This window comes from Saccharopolyspora kobensis (assembly GCF_900108315.1).
In the GTDB taxonomy this organism is placed as follows: Bacteria; Actinomycetota; Actinomycetes; order Mycobacteriales; family Pseudonocardiaceae; genus Saccharopolyspora; species Saccharopolyspora kobensis.
Genome location: NZ_FNVB01000006.1, coordinates 461,099 through 477,081 on the forward strand (window position 1 = coordinate 461,099; position 15,983 = coordinate 477,081).

The following is a 15,983-nucleotide window of genomic DNA, read 5'->3' on the forward strand; positions in this document are numbered from 1 at the left end:
GCGTCGTGGTTTGCGCCTCCTCCAGCACCGGCGTCTGGCGCCGAGGCTCAGGCGAAGCCGGTTTCCCGGGTCAGCTCGTGGAGCATCGCTTCGAAGAGGCGGTCGGCGTGCTTGAGGTCGAACGGGAAGCGCCCGAAGACCTCCAGCGCCACGTGGCCGTAGAGGCGGACCCACCAGCGCAGCAGGAAGTGCATCACGTCCGGGCGCAGCGCTTCCGGCGGGAGCTCGATGCCCGCGGTGGAGAACGCCGCCGCCAGCGATTCCTGGTGGGAGCTCAGGTCGGGCAGCTCGACCGGCAGTGCGGCGGGCTCCACCAGGATCGCGCCCTCGGCCAGGAACGGGCCGACGATGCCGAGGAAGACGTCGGCGAAGCGGTCCGGCCGGCGCTGGTCGGCGTCGGCCCGCGGGCTGGCGAAGACCAGCGCGAACTCCTCCGGGTGCGCCAGCGCCCAGCGGCGGAACTCCCGGCACACCGCGAAGATCTTGTCCAGGAACGCCGCGCCGACCTCGTCGGAGACCCGGTGCAGTTCCGCCGCCAGGTCGGTGCAGATGTCGTCGCACAGCTGCCGGAGCAGGTCTTCGCGGGATTCGTAGTAGCGGTACAGCGCCGGGGCGGTGATGCCCAGCTCGCGCGCGATGGCCCGCAGGGTGACCGCGTCGCTGCCGCGGTCGACCAGCAGTGCCCGCGCGTGCTGGCGGATGTCCTGTTCGGTGGCGGCGCGGAGTCGCTCGCGCCGAGTCACCCCGGTCAAGTGGCACCTCCTGTGGACGCCGGTGGGGCCCTAGCGATTGTGGCCCATCCGGCCGCCGGGCCGGGTGCCTTCTTCGCATTCGCACCGGATGCCGCGCGGCCGCGAATGATCCCGGCGTCCGCCGCGTTGCAGTCCGTGGGCAGACTGATCGGGCCCGCACCGGATGACCAGCGAACTTGGAGGCACCATGACCGCCGGAGTGCAGGAAGTCGTCGTCTACACCCGTCCCGGCTGCCCCTTCTGCACCTCGTTGCGCGCCGGCCTGCGGCGGCAGGGGCTGGAGTTCACCGAGGTGAACATCTGGGAGGACGCGGAGGCGGCGGCGATCGTGCGCGGCATCGCCGACGGCAACGAGACCGTCCCGACCGTGGTCGTCGGCGAGTGGCAGGCGGTCAACCCGTCGGCGAGCAGCGTGCTGGAGGCGGTCGCCGAGCACGCCCCGGACCTGGTGCCGGAGTCGAAGCCCGGGTTGATCGACGGTGCGCTGAAGGCGGTCGGGCTGCGCAAGGAATCGTGACCGGAACACACCGAGGGCCGACCGCACGGGGGGCGTTGCGGTCGGCCCTTGGGCGGTTGCGATCGTCGGTGGCGCGATACCGGCGAGCAGCAACCTGTTCAGTCTGACGCCGGACAATGCGGAAAAGATCCGCATCTGGCCGCAAGTTAGCTCGAACGGTGGACCCCCGGAAGCTCCACAGTGGCCGCCGGAACGACGAACGGCCCGCTCTCCTCGATCGAGGTGAACGGGCCGCTCGGGTTCTGATCGGCGTTGTCGGGTCGGCATCTGTCGGTCAGTCCACCGCCCGGGCCGCCCCGGTCCCGGCGACCGGGGAGTGTTCCGGGGTGGCCTGGCTGGTGTCGACGGTCTCCCCCGCCGTCGGGGGTGCCCAATCGCGCCACCCGCTCGTCGGCGGCGGGAGCGTCGTGGCGGAGTCGGGGGTCTCCGCGCCGTCCGGGAGCTGTGCGGCGAAGAGGCTGCGGATCGCGGCCAGCGGCTCGGCGAACCAGTCGGTCGTCGGGGTCGGGTCGAGGATCTGAGTGCTCATTGCCATGCCCCACAGCCTGGTGTTCAGGGGGTATTTGCGGGATCCGTACCTCTACTCAGCTGTTACTCATCGGTAATCAGCGTGCTGCGACGTTCGGGTGACGTAAGAACCACTGAGGTCACCGCGCGTGGGGGCGCTCGCGACCGCACCGCGCCGAACGGTGTAGCGGTGCCTACGATCGCCGCAGAGGACGTTCTGACGCGCTGTGTTGGTCTGAGGTTCCCTTCCGCGCCACAGCGCGTCGATGCGGCTTATGCAGAAGGCTTCGGAAAGGTATGGTCTAGACCATGTCGCGTTTGACTGGTGTCGGAGTCAGCTCCGGCCGCGCCTCGGGGCCGGTCGCCCGGGTCGCCGATCCACTGCCCGAACCGCCCGCCACTCCCGCGCCGACCGATCCGTCCGCCGAGGCCGCGCGCATCCGGCCCGCCGCCGACGCGGTGGCCGAGCAGCTGTTCCAGCGCGCCGCGCGCGTCGAGGGCGATGCGAAAGCGGTCCTGGAGACCACCGCCGCGATGGCGATGGACCCGGCGCTGATCTCGCAGGCCGAACAACAGGTCACCACCCGCTCGCTGCCCGCCGCGCGCGCGGTCTTCGAAGCCGCGAACGGGTTCGCCGATGCGCTGCGCGCAGCGGGCGGCTACATGGCCGAACGAGCCCGCGACGTGCAGGACGTGCGGGACCGGATCATCGCCGAACTGCACGGCGTGACCCCGCCCGGAGTGCCCGAGCTGGAGCGCCCGAGCGTGCTGCTGGCGCGCGACCTCGCCCCCGCCGACACCGCCGACCTCGACCCGGCGCTGGTGCTCGCGCTGGTCACCGAGGAGGGCGGCCCGACCAGCCACACCGCGATCCTGGCGCGCGCGCTGGGCATCCCGGCCGTGGTCGCGGTCCGCGGCGTGCTCGGCTCCCCGGACGCGATCGGTGCCGTCGTCGACGGCGACAGCGGCGCGGTCGAGCTCAGCGATCAGGACGTCCCGGTGCGGGCCGCCGAGCGGGCCGAGGCCGTGGAGTGGAACGGCGTCGGTGAAACCGCCGATGGCGAGCCGGTCAAGGTCGTCGCCAACGTCGGGTCCAACGCGGACGCGAGCGCGGCGGCAGCGGCCGGCGCGCAGGGCGTCGGCTTGTTTCGCACCGAGTTCTGCTACCTGGGGGCCGACGACGAACCGGGTGTCGAGACCCAGCGCGCGGCGTACCACGAGGTGCTAGCGCCGTTCGCGGGCAAGCCGGTCGTCGTGCGCACCCTCGACGCCGGCGCGGACAAGCCGCTGGCGTTCCTGGACATGGGCGACGAGCCGAACCCGGCGCTCGGCGTGCGCGGCCTGCGGGTGGCCTTCGACCGGCCGGAGGTGCTGGACCGGCAGCTGACCGCCATCGCCGGTGCGGCCGCCGACTCCGGCGCGGAGGTCTCGGTGATGGCGCCGATGGTCGCCACCGCCGCGGAGGCCGCCTGGTTCGCCGAGCGGGTCCGCGCCGCCGGGCTGCCCCGGGCCGGCGTGATGATCGAGATCCCGGCGGCCGCGCTGAGCGCCCGGGAGATCCTGGCGGCCGTCGACTTCGTCAGCATCGGCACCAACGACCTGGCCCAGTACGTCTTCGCCGCGGACCGGATGGCCGGCGCGCTCGCCGAGCTCAACGACCCGTGGCAGCCCGCGCTGCTGCGCCTGATCGAGATGATCGGCCGGGCCGGGCGCGAGCTGGGCAAGCCGGTCGGCGTGTGCGGTGAGGCGGCGTCCGACCCGCTGCTGGCGGGAGTGCTGGCGGGCCTCGGCGCGACCAGCCTGTCGATGGCGGCCGCGGCGGTCCCGGCGGTCGGCGCGGCGCTGGCCAAGCACCCGATGGCGACCTTCCAGAAGGCGGCGGAAGCGGCCCTCGCCGCGGCCGACCCGGCCAAGGCCCGAGAGGCCGTCAAGTCCGTCCTCACTCACTGACCAACAAATTCAATTGAAATTGCACGTCAGATTTCAATTGAAATTGCACGTGTGATTTCAATTGAAGTTGCGGACCGTCGGCGTGTCGCGGGTCGACACGCCGACGGTTGTGGAGGGGTCTGTGCGATTTCCGTGGAGATCGGATGTTCGATTTCCACGGAGGTCGTACAGGTCGTACAGGGCGTACAGGGCGTACAGGGCGTACAGGGCGTACAGGGCGTAAAACTCGCACAAGGTGCACAGGTCGCGCAGGTTTGCACAGGGTGCACAGGGTGCGGAGGGTGTTAGGCGAGGACTGGGCGGACCAGGTCGCGGAGGTGGGCCGAGGGCCGGATGCCCAGCTCCCGGTCCAGGAGCCTCTCGTAGCGGCGGTAGTGGCGGACCGCCTGCGCCGGGTTGGCCTGCTGCAGCAGGACCTTCACCACCGCGCAGTGCGCCGTCTCGCGGAACGGCTCCACCTGGGTCGCCGCCTGCGCGATCTCCAGGGCGCTGGCCAGGTGCCGGGACTGCACCAGCCGCTCGGCCGCGACCTCCAGCGCGTGCACCTGGAGCTGCTGCAGGCGCTCCCGCTCGGTGAGCACCCAGTCGTCGTACCAGCCCGGCAGCAGCGGCTCGTGGCCCGCCAGGTCGCGACCGATCTCCGCGCAGTCGGCCGGTGAGTCGCCCGAACCGTCCGCCAGCAGGTAGCGCCCCGCGGCGACCAGTCCGTCGATGTCCAGCGAAACCAGCGGTGCCAGCTCGATCTCGTGCTGCGTGCTGATCAGCGCGCCCCTCGCCCGCTGGCGCACCCGCCACAGCGTGGTCCGCAGGTTGGCCAGCGCGTTCTGGTCGTCGCTCTCCGGCCACAGGACGCCGGCGGCGTAGTCGCGCTGGGTGCGCCCGCGCAGCGCGAGCAGTGCGAGCAGGCGCTGTCCGCTGCTGGACATCGCCACCGCCTCGCCGCCCGCCTGCAGCTCCCAGCCGCCCAGCAGCGTCAGCCGGAACGGCTGATCGGGCTGCGCTGGCGTGCGCATCCGTCGGCGTTCCGCCTGCTGCACCGTGCCACCGCTCATCGTTCCCCCCTCGACCGGACTGAAACGGGCTCTTCCCCTCCCGATCACCGGCTTCGCGCACCGGCACCGGGGAGCCCACACCAGCTCCCATCGGGTGGTTCCGGTCGGCTGTTACGGAACTACTCAACGTGACCAAAGGCCCGGTTTTCGCTGGTAGATCACCTGGTCGTGGGCAGCGCGAAAAGACGAACCCCGGTCCCGCCGCGCGGTACCGGAGCTCGTCCTCCCCCCTTGGAACCGGACTCACGCCGCCGTCGGCGGGCGCCACCGTCCGGAGTGCTTGCGGTGCCGGGCGTGCGGGCGGGTCGCCCGGCGGCGGGCCCGCACCTTGCGCACGACCCGGGTGAGCCGCCGTCCCGTCCGGATCGCGAACGCGGTGCCGCCGACCCAGGGCACCAGCAGGATCAGCATCGACAGGATCGCCAGCAGCAGGATCCCCACGTTGCCCTGGCCGCCCGCGCCCAGCGCGATCTCGCCGTAGTGCAGGGCTCGGTCCGTCCCGGTCGCCAGGTAGTACGGCAGCCGGATCAGCAGCAGCGTCAACCCCGCGATCAGCAGCGGCACCACGATCAGCACCCAGGTCGTGACCAGCAGCTGCACCCGCGGGCGCAGCGCCTGGTGCACCGTCGTGCCGTCGTCGGGCTTGCCGCGCATCCGGCGCCACACCGGGCCGACGAACGCGAACAGGTTCGGCACGCCCACCAGGTCGCCCAGGATCAGGTAGCCGTCCAGTCGCAGCAGCGGCACCAGCTGCTGGAGTATCTGCAGGTGGTTGAGCACCATGAACACCACCAGCGCCGGGATCCCGGTCACCTGGTAGAGCCCGAACATCGCCACGATGAAGATCGCGTTGAAGTAGATCCCGCCCAGGTCGGTGCGCAGCCGCCCGCGCCGGTCGAGCCGGTAGGCGTCGGTGACGTTGGTGTAGAAGGCCGGATAGAGGATCAGGATGCCGACCCCGATCCCGCCCGGTCTCGCACCGCCGTAGTGGCAGCCCGCGGCGTGGCCGAACTCGTGGAACAGCGTGGCGAAGACCCACAGCGCCATCAGCGTCAGCATCAGGATCGGATCGCCGACGGAGCGGTGGAACGCGGCGTCGATGCCGCCGGACATCACCAGCCACACGTCGACGCCGACGAACATGGCCAGCATCAGCGCGATCACCGGCGGCCGGTAGAACGGCGCGAAGATCGCCGCCGCGACGCGGACGAAGCCCGGCGGCAGCAGCTGGGTGTTGAACACCAGCGACAGCAGCGGGTCGGAGCGCGGCGGGTCCGGCAGCGGCTCGGTAGTGGTGGCGATGCCCATCGGGTGCAGCTTCTGGTCGACGAGGAACGCCACGTCCGCGGGCGTGATCTCCGTGCCCAGGTCCCGGTTCAGCTGCTCGGCGACCTCGCGGAGGTTCCGGTCCCCGTCGAGCCGGCTCGCCACCTCGTGCAGCAGCGGGGACACGAGCACCATCTGCCCGTCGGCCCGCGAGACCAGGTAGCGCGGCTCCTCGTACCCGCCGCCCTCGTACTCGCCCAGCAGCGCCACGCCCTCGACGAGCCGGGGGACCGCGTTCTCATCGGTCGAGTCCACGGCTTCGACCTCGGTAGCTTCTGACATGACATCCTCCGGGGCAGCACAGCCCTGAGCCCGCCCGCGGGCAGGCCCTGATCGCGTTCGCGCACCTGGCCGGGAACGGGTCCACTCCGTTCCCGGCCTGGCGGCTCATCAGTCGTTGAATTCGATGTTGGCCACGTTGCTGGCATCGATGTCCTGCCCGATGTCACCACCGATGTTGACCGCGACGATGATGTTGAACTGGTTGACGATGGCGATGTTGCCGACGCCGAAGTTGCCGCTGAGCGCTTCCCGCGAGGGCAGCAGCTCCACCGACTGGCTCGACAGCTCGAATCCGTGCATCTCTGTCTCCTCCGTGGCTGTGGACCCGGGCCGCTCACCGCGCGCAGCAGCGGTGAGCGGCCGGGAACTCATCAGCTGGTACCGGGTCAGTGCTTGGCGCTCTGGTCGACGTTGGCGTTGTTGAACGCCGTCACGTCGACGTCACCGGCGAAGGAGTCGTTGTCGACGTCAACGTCGACGTCCTGGTCGACGTCGATGTCCTGGTCGATGTCCCCTCCGAAGTTGTCCCACCAGCAGCCACCGAGGGCCTTGCGCTCGGGAAGCAGTTCTGCGAACTCGTGGGTCTCGAACATGGTTGCTCCTAGTTCGTTCGACGGAATTTCGACTGCGGCTCAGCCGCTGGGGACGAGTACGCCAGAGACCCGTCACCAGGCCGTCACCAGCGCGTCACGCTGCGCTGCCACCCCCGCCGCCGACCCGGCGATGACGCTGCGTGTCCGCGCACGACCAGGGGAAACCCGTCCTGACAAGAGCTTTCCTAGATGGATCGGGTGAATCCGGAAAATCCTGCACGGATCCGCCCTCACCCAACGAAAAGCCCCGCGCACCTGGAGCGGGTGGCGGGGCTGATGGCCTGCTCGGAGTGCTAGGCCTCCTGGTCCAGGCCGTGCTCGATGGCGTAGCGCGCCAGCTCCACCCGGTTGTGCAGCTGGAGCTTGCGCAGCGTGGACTGCACGTGGTTCTCCACGGTGCGGTGCGAGATGACCAGCTTCTTGGCGATCTGCCGGGCGGTCATCCCCTTGGCGACCAGCCGCAGCACCTCGGTCTCCCGGTCGGTCAGCTGCGGGGCCTGCGCGTCGGAGTCCGGGGTGATCGCCATCCGCCGGTACTCGCCGAGCACCAGACCGGCCAGCCCGGCGGTGAACACGGCGTCGCCTGCCGCCGTGCGCTGCACCGCGTCCACCAGCTCCGCCGCCGACGCCGACTTGACCAGGTACCCGGACGCCCCCGCCTTCACCGCCTCCAGCACGTCGCTGTGCTCGCCGCTGGCCGACAGCACCAGCACGCGGGTGCCGGGGATCTCCTGGGTGATCTGCAGGGTCGCGGTCACCCCGGAGGTGTCGCCGAGGTTGAGGTCCATCAGCACCACGTCGGGCTTGACGGTCCGCGCGATGCGCAGCGCGGACGCGGCGTCGCTGGCGGTGGCCAGCACCTCGAAACCGCGTTCGGCCAGGTCGCGGGCGACCCCGTCGCGCCACATCGGGTGGTCGTCGACGACCATCACGGACACGGGCGGCTCGCTCATCGCTCTCCTCCTCTGCGGCGCTTGGCCGGTTTCGCAACGGGCAGGGGAACCCGGATCTCCCACTCGGTCCCTTCGCCGGGCTCGGTGTCCAGGGTGATCGTGCCACCAAGACCGTCCACCCGGCCCCGGATCGACTTGGCCACGCCGAGCCGTCCCTCGGCCGCGGCCTCGTCCAGCCGGCCCTCGGGGATGCCCGGCCCGTCGTCGCGGACGCTGAGCACGACCTCGTCCGGCAGCTCCTCCAGCAGCACCCAGGCCTGGGCGTCCGGGCCGGCGTGCTTCTCGACGTTGGCCAGCGACTCGCGGACCACGGCGAACAGCTCGGAGCTCAGCGGTTCTTCCAGGAGCACCGGATTGCCCGGCACGGACACGTGGATGCGGCCGGTGCGCAGCACCTGGAGCCGTGCGGCCAGGTCCGTCGCGCCGTTCTCGGTGGGTTCCTGCGGGGTGGTGGCGACCAGCGCGCGCAGCGCGATCTCCTGCTCCCCGGCCAGCTTCGCCAGCTCGGCGGCCTCGCCGCCCAGCTCCGTGCCGCGGCGGCGCACCCGCGCCAGCACCTGCAGCACGCTGTCGTGGATGTCGCGGGCCAGCCGCTCGCGCTCGGCGGTCGCGGCTTCCGCGCGCAGCGCGCGGGCCAGGCGCGCGGTGGTGCTGCGGGCGCTGTTGGAGGCCAGCCCGATCACCGCTCCGACGCCGATCAGCAGCACCGTGTCCAGCACCATGTCCGGGGACGTCTTCCACCGGAGCAGGAAGTTGCAGCCCGCCGCGAAGATCCCGGAGGCGATGCCGCCGGACATGCCCCACTGCGCGGCGGCCGCGGTGATCATCGTCGGGTGCCAGGCCGTCACCACCGTCGGCCAGCTCTCCGTCATCTGCTCCTCGGTGAGGATGAACTCGCTGCTCATGAACAGCACCGTCACCACGACCTGGTCCAGCGCGACGAGCAGATCGGTGCGGCCGCAGCGCTTCGAGTAGCGCCAGACGGTGAACGCGGTCCACAGGCCCATCAGCACGAGGACCACGACGGCCAGCCACGGACGCGCGTAGGAGTCGAACTGGAAGATGACCCATGCGCACGCGTAGAAGAACGTCACGACGCGGAAGACGTTGTGCCCACGCCAGAGCGGCGAGCGGCCATCGGTCACCCGCGGTTCGTTCGACAGCGGACTGCTCAAGTTCGCTCCTTCCCAGCGGACCATCCTGCCGTACCGAGAGGTTCACGGAGACCGCCGGACCGACCACCCCAGGTGTTTGTGATCACCAGCATCGTGCCGAAGAACCCGCGCTCGTGGTCGGTCCGCGCGGCGGCGCGGGTGGCGGAATCTCGGGCTTCGCCCGGCTGCGCGGTCCGTTCTGGCCGCGGCGGTGCGAGCTGCGGGATGGACCGAGCGGCTTCGAAGACGAAGACGACAAGACTCCGGGTGGCGGGCAACCAGGAGGCCACTCGCTGTGCAAGGCTGCGCACGGGAGGTGATCGAATGGGCGGCTGGCTGCTGTGGCGACTCCGGCCGGCGGCGATCGCCTACGTGCTGCTCGTCCAAGCGGTGGCGCTGGCGCTGCTCGGACTGGTGGTCGCGACCAGCCGCGATCCGGCGCCCCGGGAGCTGCTGACCTTCGTCATGCTGGCCGCCACCGCGGGCACGGTCATCGTGGTCACCTCGGTGTCGATCAACGTGAAACGCCAGATCAGGCGCAACCCGTGGACGCTGCACATCGCCTACCTGGCCACCGGCACCCTCGTCCTGCCGCCGAACCTGCTGGTGCTCCTGCTGCTCGGGCCGACCCTGCACGGGGTGCTCGACGGCCGCCCGGAGCTGCACCGCTGGCTGTTCACCACGGCGGCGACCACGATCGCGACGCTGTCCGCGCGGTGCGCCATCGGCTGGTCGGAACCGGCGTGGGGTGCGGTGCAGTTCGTGCTGGCCGGCGCGATCCTGCTGCTGGTGCGCGCCTTCCTGGTCGCCATCGGGCTCCGGCTGCGCAACCCGGAGGCGCCACGCCAGCACGTGCTCGGCGAACCGATCGACGTGCTGCTCGGCATCGTCGCGGCGAGCCTCGGCGGGCTGCTGGCGGTGGCGATCACCCACGAGCCGGCCAGCGCGCTGCTCGCGGGGCCACCGCTGGTGCTGCTGGACCTCGCCGGGCAGCTGCCGCAGTGGCGGCGCTCGGCGCAGCACGACGCCAAGACCGGCCTGGCCAACGTGGCCCACTGGGAGCGCCTGGCGCGCACCGAGCTGGCCCGGGCGCGGAGCCGCGAGCAGGCGGTCTCGCTGCTGCTGCTGGACCTGGACCACTTCAAGCGGGTCAACGACGAGATCGGCCACCTGGCCGGGGACACCGTGCTGGCCGCGGTCGCGATGATGCTGCGCAGCAGCGTGCGGCGGGAGGACGTGGTCGGCCGGTTCGGCGGCGAGGAGTTCGTGGTGCTGCTGCCCGCCACCGGCGCCGACCTGGCCTGCTCGGTGGCCGACCGGATCCGGCGCTCGACGGCGGCCCTGTCGGTGCCCGCTCGCGACATCGAGGGCGAGCCGCGCGAGATCGACGACCTGACGGTGAGCATCGGCGTGGCCACCACGACCCGCTTCGGCTACCAGCTCCCGGACCTGCTGATCGCGGCCGACGCGGCCCTCCTCGCGGCGAAGTCGGCGGGCCGCAACGCGGTCACCCTCGCCTGACCGCGCCGGTCAGCGATCGGCGGTGGGCTCGGGTTCCTTGTCCTCCGGAGGATCGGCGGGTTCGTCCGGAGCCGGTTCCAGGGGCACTTCGGGCTCCGGCTCGTCCTCGTCGACCAGGGAACGGATCGAGGCGTTCAGGACCGCCACCAGCGGCACCGCCAGCAGCGCGCCGACGATGCCGGAGACCACCGCGCCGATGCTGATCGCCAGGACCACGGCCAGCGCGTGCAGCTGCACCGCGCGGCCCAGCAGCAGCGGCTGCAGGACGTTGCCCTCCAGCTGCTGCACCAGGAGCACCACGCCGACCACGATCAGCGCCGTCACCCAGCCCTTGGTCACCAGCGCGACCAGCACCGCGACCGAACCCGAGGCGACCGCACCGACGATCGGCACGAAACCGCCCAGGAACACCAGCGCGGCCAGCGGGATCGCCAGCGGCACCCCGAGGATCACCAGGCCCAGCCCGATGCCCAGCGCGTCGACCACCGCCACCATCGCGGTCGCCCGCACGTAGCCGACCAGCGATTCGAAACCGCGGCAGCCCGCCCGGTCCACCTTGGCCCGGACGTGCTTCGGGGCCAGCTTGATCACGAACAGCCACACCCCGCGGCCGTCGTGCAGGAAGTAGATCAGCGTGAACAGCGCCAGCACCAGGCCGGTCAGGAAGTTGCCGAAGGTGCCCGCGGTGGACAGCGCGCCGCTGGTCAGCATCGCCTGGTTGGCCTGCAGCCAGTCCTGCGCCTGCTGCAGGTAGTTGTCGATCTGGGCGTCGTTGATCTGCAGCGGGCTCTCGGCCAGCTGCGTCTTGAGCGCGGTGAGCGAGGCGATGACCTGCCGCTGCAGGTCCGGGAAGCCGTCGATGAACGCGCTGATGACGAAGGTGAGCACGCCGCCGACCACGGCCAGCCCGCCGATCAGCACGAGCGCGGTCGCCAGCGCGCGCGGCACCCCGCGCCGCGCCAGCCCGGCGACCAACGGGGCCAGCAGCGCGGACAGCAGCATCGCGATGGCCACCGGGATCACGACGACGTAGATCTGCCCGAGGACCAGCCCGAGCACGTACACGGCGCCGAGGATGACCAGTGTCCGCCAGCTCAAGGCGGCCGAAACGCGCAGCGCGCGCGGGAGCGCACTGACCGCATCGTCCCGTTCGGCGATCTTGAAGTCGTTCACCCCGTCACCGTAGCGCCGTGCGGGGCCACGAGGCGGCATATGACGACAGCCAGCGACGTCGCCCGGACGCCAGTAACCCGATGTAGCGAACCTGTCGCCCAGCGCTTACGTCCGCGGCGGTTGCTTTGAAAGAGTGCGCCACGGCAAGCAGGAGATCCAGTCCTGTGGGGAGTCACCGCTGAGCCGAGGAGGTTCTGGCCCCGAGATGTCCCGCCGCGACCGCACGACGGGAGCCGCCCGACCGTGGCGGCTGTTCGGTCGTGCCCTGGTGGTGGCGGGCGCGACGGTCGCCGGAACCTCCGCGGCTTGGTTGCTCGGCCACGGTCCCGCCGACGCGGCGGACCTGCCCGCGGCCGAGGACGCGGCCGAACGCCCCGCCGCCGAGGCGCAGGAGGGCGACCAGCCCGGCCCGACGGACTTCTCGCTCACCCGGCTCGACCCGCTCCGGCTGGTCAGCTCCGGGCCGGCCGGGAAGCTGCTCGACGCCGCGCAGCCGGTCACCGACGCCGCGCAGCCGGTCACCGAGGTGCTGCGGCAGCCCGCCGCCGAAGTCGGGCAGGTCGCCGGCGAGGCGCTAGAGGTGACCGAAACCCAGACCAGCGCTCCGGCGCCCGTCGCGGCCGACGGGCCCGAGGCGCCGCCGCAACCACCGGCGGAGACCGGTCCGCCACCGCTCGTCGTGCCACCACCAGCGGTCGAGAGCCCGGCGCAGGACGTCACCGAACCCGTCCGAGCACCGCGCCCGAGCCAGCCGCTGCGGCTGGAGCCGCCCGCGCCGGAACCGCCGGCGCAGCCGAGCGCCCCGACCCGCTCCGCCCCCTTCGTGCTGCCCGCGCCGCCCGGCGCACCCGGCTTCGGGAGCCCGACCGACGGGCCGCACCACAACACCACCGCGCTCGGCTGGTACCCGGCCGCGCCGGTCCGCGTCCCGGCCTTCGCCGGGGCGCCCGCCTGCGACCTCGCGGGAACGCCGGTCGGCGTCCCGGAGCCGCAGCCCGGGACCACTCCCGACTGATCGCGCTGCGCCGGTCGGCGCGGCGAGCACCCCGCCGCGATCCGGCCGCGCGAACTCGAAGCCGATTCCCGCAATGCCCGCTGCCGCGCCGCACGCACCCGGCCGGCGGTGCGGCGCTCGAAATCTCCCCGCAGGGGAAACCTCGTTAAGGAGCGATCCATGCAGACTTGGGCGAAGCGCGGCGTGCAGGCCGCGCTGGTCACCGGTGGGATGCTGGCCGTCGGCAGCGGCGTCGCATCCGCCGAGCAGGCCTGCCCCGAGCGCCCGAACTCGCCGCTGGGCGAGTCGGCGAACGCGCTCGACCAGCTCGGCACCGGCGGGCGCTGCCTGTCCGGTGACCTGTTCCCGGAGAACGCGCAGCTGAACGCGCCGCTCGTGGAGTCGCGCGCCGCGCACCAGGTGACCGCGCTGGCAGGCACCATCGACCCGGTGCGGGACCTGCTGCCCGCGGTCGAGAACGACATGACCCGGGAGATGCCCGCGCTGCGCGACTGGCACACCGGAGCGCCGGTGGCCCCGCTGCACCTGGCGGGCTGGATCGCCGACCCGGCGGACGCGCGCCCGCTGGAGCTGGCGGGCCTGCCGCCCTTCGACGGCGACCGGCCGGTCACCCCGGCCGAGGGCTTCCACCGCTCGCTGAGCTGGGCCGGGCCCATCGGCGAGGTGATCCGAGGAGGTGCGGCTGCCCTCGATGCGGGGGCGTTTCGCCCGGGTGCGCTCCTGGATGTCCCTGCAGATCTGCTGACCCCGCACGACGACCTGGTCTACTTCGACGGCTTCGGCCAGGCGGACGGCATCGTCGAGCTGTGGGAGGGCGTGCTCGCCGCGCCGCAGGGCGGCCTGGTCACCCCGGACCGCGTCGACCTCACCTCCGCCGAGCTGCCGGGCCTGCGCAACCAGCTGCACACCGTCCCGGGCGAGGTGCTGGCGGGCGCGCTGTCCGCGGTGGCCGCCCAGCCGACCCCGCGCAACGACTTCGTGCCGCTGGAGGTGCCGGGCGAGCTGCAGGCCAAGGCCGCCGAGATCCCGGACCTCACCGGCCTCTCGCTGGTCGAGCTGAGCCGCACGCCGGGCACGACGCAGCGCAGCGAATCCCCCGGCGTCCAGGCTCCGCTGCCGGTGCTGGGCGAGCTCAACGCGCTCGGCGGCGGGCAGACCTCGGTGCCCACCGTCAGCCGGATCACCTCCGCCTTGGACGCGCCCGCGCCGCGCACCGTGAACTTCACCGCCGCGCCGCTGGAGTCGGCCGTCGCGGTCGAGGTGGTCGACGAGCTGCGCGCCGCGACGCCGGAGCACAAGCTGATCACCGAGAGCCCGCTGCGCCCGGCCCCGGCCCCGCGCGCCGGCGGCATGTCCCTGCCGGTGCTCGGCGGCGGCGTCCCGGACATCACCGCGGTGCAGGACCAGACCCTGCCGCTGCCCGGCCTGACCCAGCAGGGCACGCCGCGCGGCTTCGAGAACGCGGACACGATCATCTTCAGCCGGATCTGATCCACCGGACGAGAACCGGGGCGGGAGCGCACGAGCTCCCGCCCCGGTTCTGCGTTGGCGGTGGGGATCGTTCGGTGGTGGGCCGTGAGTGCTTTGCGGGGCAACGACACCCCGATGCGCTCACGGGCATCTACCAGCGCCGTCCGCGGCCAGGTATCAGCGGGCTGGGGCCGGGAGCGGGGGCTCGTGGGTCGGGACGGTCGCGACCGGCGCGGTTCGGCGGGCGCGCCACCACAGGACCGCGTTGTAGAGCAGGAAGGCCAGCCCGAAGTAGACGTAGGCGTTGCCGATCAGGTTCTGCGGGAGGTTCCAGGTCAGCTCCAGGCCCTTGCCCTGCGGCACCTTCCAGTGCGGACCCATCATGAAGAACCCGGTGACCATCGCGGTCGCCAGCAGCAGCGCCCAGTTCCGCTGCGTCCAGGCGGCGCCGAGCAGCAGCATCAGCCCCGGGATCGCCCAGACCCAGTGGTGCGACCAGGAGATCGGCGACACCAGCAGCCCGAACACGCCGTTGAGCACCACCGCGGTCGGCAGGTCCCGCCGCTGGATCGCGTGCCGCATCCCGAGCACCACCAGCACCAGGGCGAGCACCGCCAGCACGGCGAAGACCAGCGTCAGGTGCGGCACGCCCACCTTGGTCAGCAGCGACCGCAGCGACTGGTTGCCCGCGTAGATCGAGGCGTCACCGGTGAACTTCGGCCCGAAGGACACGTTGCTGCTGGCGAACATCTCCTGCAGCCAGAAGCGGCGCGCGTTGTCGAAGGTCAGCGCGAAGCCCAGCAGCGCGGTGCCGAGGAAGGTCAGCAGCGCGACGGCGATCGTCCGCACGTCCCGGCGCAGCAGCGGCAGCAGCAGGAACACCAGCGGCGTGAGCTTGATCCCGGCGGCCAGCCCGATCAGCAGCCCGCGCGGGTAGGGCAGCTTCTTCGCCCCGTCCACCCGCCACAGGCAGTCCACCGCGACCAGCGCCATCAGCACGATGTTGATCTGCGCGTAGGTGATGGTCTCCAGCACCGGTTCGCTGATCGTGGCCAGCGGCAGCACCGCCGCCGTCACCAGCAGCACCCGTTCCCGGTGCTCCTGCAGGAAGGGCGCCGCCCGGAGCACCACGTACAGCGTCGTCAGCAGCGCGAGGTGGCTGACCAGCATGATCACCGCGGTGGACGCGGCCTTGGGGATCAGCCCCAGCGGGGCGAACACGATCGCCGCGAACGGCGGGTAGATGAACGGCAGCTCCAGGCCGGACTCGGTCGCGGGCAGGTCGTTGTAGAGGTCCCGGCCGCCCAGCAGCGCCTTCGCGCCCAGCCGGTAGACCTCGCCGTCGATGTGGTCGTGGGTGTTGACGGTCGACACGACCATCACCGCGATCAGCTCGGCGACCGCGATGACCGCCAGCAGCGACCGGTGCTCGCGCAACCGGTCGGCCAGCCGTGCTCGCGCGCTACCGGTCACGGGCATTCGGGGTCCTCCTAGCCTGAGCTCCTCGCCCCGACAAGCGTAGAGATCCGGGTGTCCGCGGGGCGCGATGCGGGGCCGGTTTCGGACCGGCACCACGTCGCATGTTTCACCTGCTCGAATCATCAAGTTCCGATCGGCGAGGTGAACCGTCGGGGGATGCATCGCCAATGTCTCACTGAGCGTTATCTGCCCAGCGTGAATACCACCATTACGGGTGGTCGCCGTGCTCTTGAAAAGGG

Annotated in this window: 15 protein-coding genes; 5 read left to right on the plus strand and 10 right to left on the minus strand. The window is 71.8% G+C overall.

Annotated elements, in window-relative coordinates:
• Positions 1-47: 47 nt before the first annotated feature.
• Complete coding sequence (locus C4T78_RS22580) at positions 48-743, minus strand: TetR/AcrR family transcriptional regulator (protein WP_309599290.1); 696 nt, start codon at positions 741-743, stop codon at positions 48-50.
• Between the two features lie 196 nt (positions 744-939).
• On the opposite strand from C4T78_RS22580, the gene C4T78_RS22585 reads away from it, so the two are divergent.
• Positions 940-1,269, plus strand: a complete 330-nt coding sequence (locus C4T78_RS22585) for a glutaredoxin domain-containing protein (RefSeq protein WP_093350763.1) — start codon at positions 940-942, stop codon at positions 1,267-1,269.
• 274 nt (positions 1,270-1,543) lie between these two features.
• Here the strand turns inward: C4T78_RS22585 and C4T78_RS22590 are convergent, their stop codons facing one another.
• Positions 1,544-1,804 carry a hypothetical protein gene (locus C4T78_RS22590; RefSeq protein WP_093350761.1) on the minus strand — a complete coding sequence of 87 codons (261 nt, stop codon included), beginning with the start codon at positions 1,802-1,804 and terminating at the stop codon, positions 1,544-1,546.
• 281 nt (positions 1,805-2,085) lie between these two features.
• On the opposite strand from C4T78_RS22590, the gene ptsP reads away from it, so the two are divergent.
• The gene (gene ptsP, locus C4T78_RS22595) at positions 2,086-3,726 is read left to right on the plus strand and encodes a phosphoenolpyruvate--protein phosphotransferase (RefSeq protein WP_093350758.1); all 1,641 of its coding nucleotides are present in this window, start codon (positions 2,086-2,088) and stop codon (positions 3,724-3,726) included.
• Positions 3,727-4,010: 284 nt separating this feature from the next.
• On the opposite strand, the gene C4T78_RS22600 is transcribed toward ptsP, so the two are convergent.
• From C4T78_RS22600 to macS, 6 genes are all read right to left on the minus strand, one after another.
• Entirely contained in the window at positions 4,011-4,778 is a 768-nt protein-coding gene (locus C4T78_RS22600; RefSeq protein ID WP_093350756.1) for an AfsR/SARP family transcriptional regulator, read from the minus strand.
• 243 nt (positions 4,779-5,021) lie between these two features.
• Positions 5,022-6,386 carry a hypothetical protein gene (locus C4T78_RS22605; protein WP_093350753.1) on the minus strand — a complete coding sequence of 455 codons (1,365 nt, stop codon included), beginning with the start codon at positions 6,384-6,386 and terminating at the stop codon, positions 5,022-5,024.
• A gap of 108 nt (positions 6,387-6,494) precedes the next feature.
• Entirely contained in the window at positions 6,495-6,686 is a 192-nt protein-coding gene (locus tag C4T78_RS22610; protein WP_093150808.1) for a hypothetical protein, read from the minus strand.
• Between the two features lie 86 nt (positions 6,687-6,772).
• Entirely contained in the window at positions 6,773-6,979 is a 207-nt protein-coding gene (locus C4T78_RS22615) for a hypothetical protein (RefSeq protein ID WP_093150811.1), read from the minus strand.
• 293 nt (positions 6,980-7,272) lie between these two features.
• On the minus strand, positions 7,273-7,932 hold the full coding sequence (locus C4T78_RS22620; RefSeq protein ID WP_093350751.1) for a response regulator: 660 nt from the start codon (positions 7,930-7,932) through the stop codon (positions 7,273-7,275).
• Entirely contained in the window at positions 7,929-9,107 is a 1,179-nt protein-coding gene (gene macS / locus C4T78_RS22625) for a MacS family sensor histidine kinase (protein ID WP_235863440.1), read from the minus strand. Before macS ends, C4T78_RS22620 begins: the two co-directional genes overlap by 4 nt.
• Positions 9,108-9,410: 303 nt before the next feature.
• Here macS and C4T78_RS22630 point away from each other — a divergent pair, with 303 nt between their 5' ends.
• Positions 9,411-10,607 carry a GGDEF domain-containing protein gene (locus C4T78_RS22630; protein WP_093350746.1) on the plus strand — a complete coding sequence of 399 codons (1,197 nt, stop codon included), beginning with the start codon at positions 9,411-9,413 and terminating at the stop codon, positions 10,605-10,607.
• 9 nt (positions 10,608-10,616) lie between these two features.
• Here C4T78_RS22630 and C4T78_RS22635 read toward each other — a convergent pair whose 3' ends face one another.
• Positions 10,617-11,780 (minus strand): AI-2E family transporter, encoded by a 1,164-nt coding sequence (locus tag C4T78_RS22635; RefSeq protein ID WP_093350743.1) that lies wholly within the window; start codon positions 11,778-11,780, stop codon positions 10,617-10,619.
• Positions 11,781-11,985: 205 nt separating this feature from the next.
• On the opposite strand from C4T78_RS22635, the gene C4T78_RS22640 reads away from it, so the two are divergent.
• Together C4T78_RS22640 and C4T78_RS22645 are read left to right on the plus strand one after the other, a co-directional pair.
• Positions 11,986-12,795: a hypothetical protein gene (locus C4T78_RS22640; RefSeq protein WP_093350740.1), complete on the plus strand. Its 810-nt coding sequence runs from the start codon at positions 11,986-11,988 to the stop codon at positions 12,793-12,795.
• A gap of 159 nt (positions 12,796-12,954) precedes the next feature.
• A complete protein-coding gene (locus C4T78_RS22645; protein WP_093350738.1) occupies positions 12,955-14,286 on the plus strand; it encodes a hypothetical protein in 1,332 nt (443 codons plus the stop codon).
• Between the two features lie 156 nt (positions 14,287-14,442).
• Here the strand turns inward: C4T78_RS22645 and C4T78_RS22650 are convergent, their stop codons facing one another.
• Positions 14,443-15,744, minus strand: coding sequence for a glycosyltransferase 87 family protein (locus tag C4T78_RS22650; protein WP_093350735.1), 1,302 nt, complete (start codon positions 15,742-15,744; stop codon positions 14,443-14,445).
• Positions 15,745-15,983: the final 239 nt, after the last annotated feature.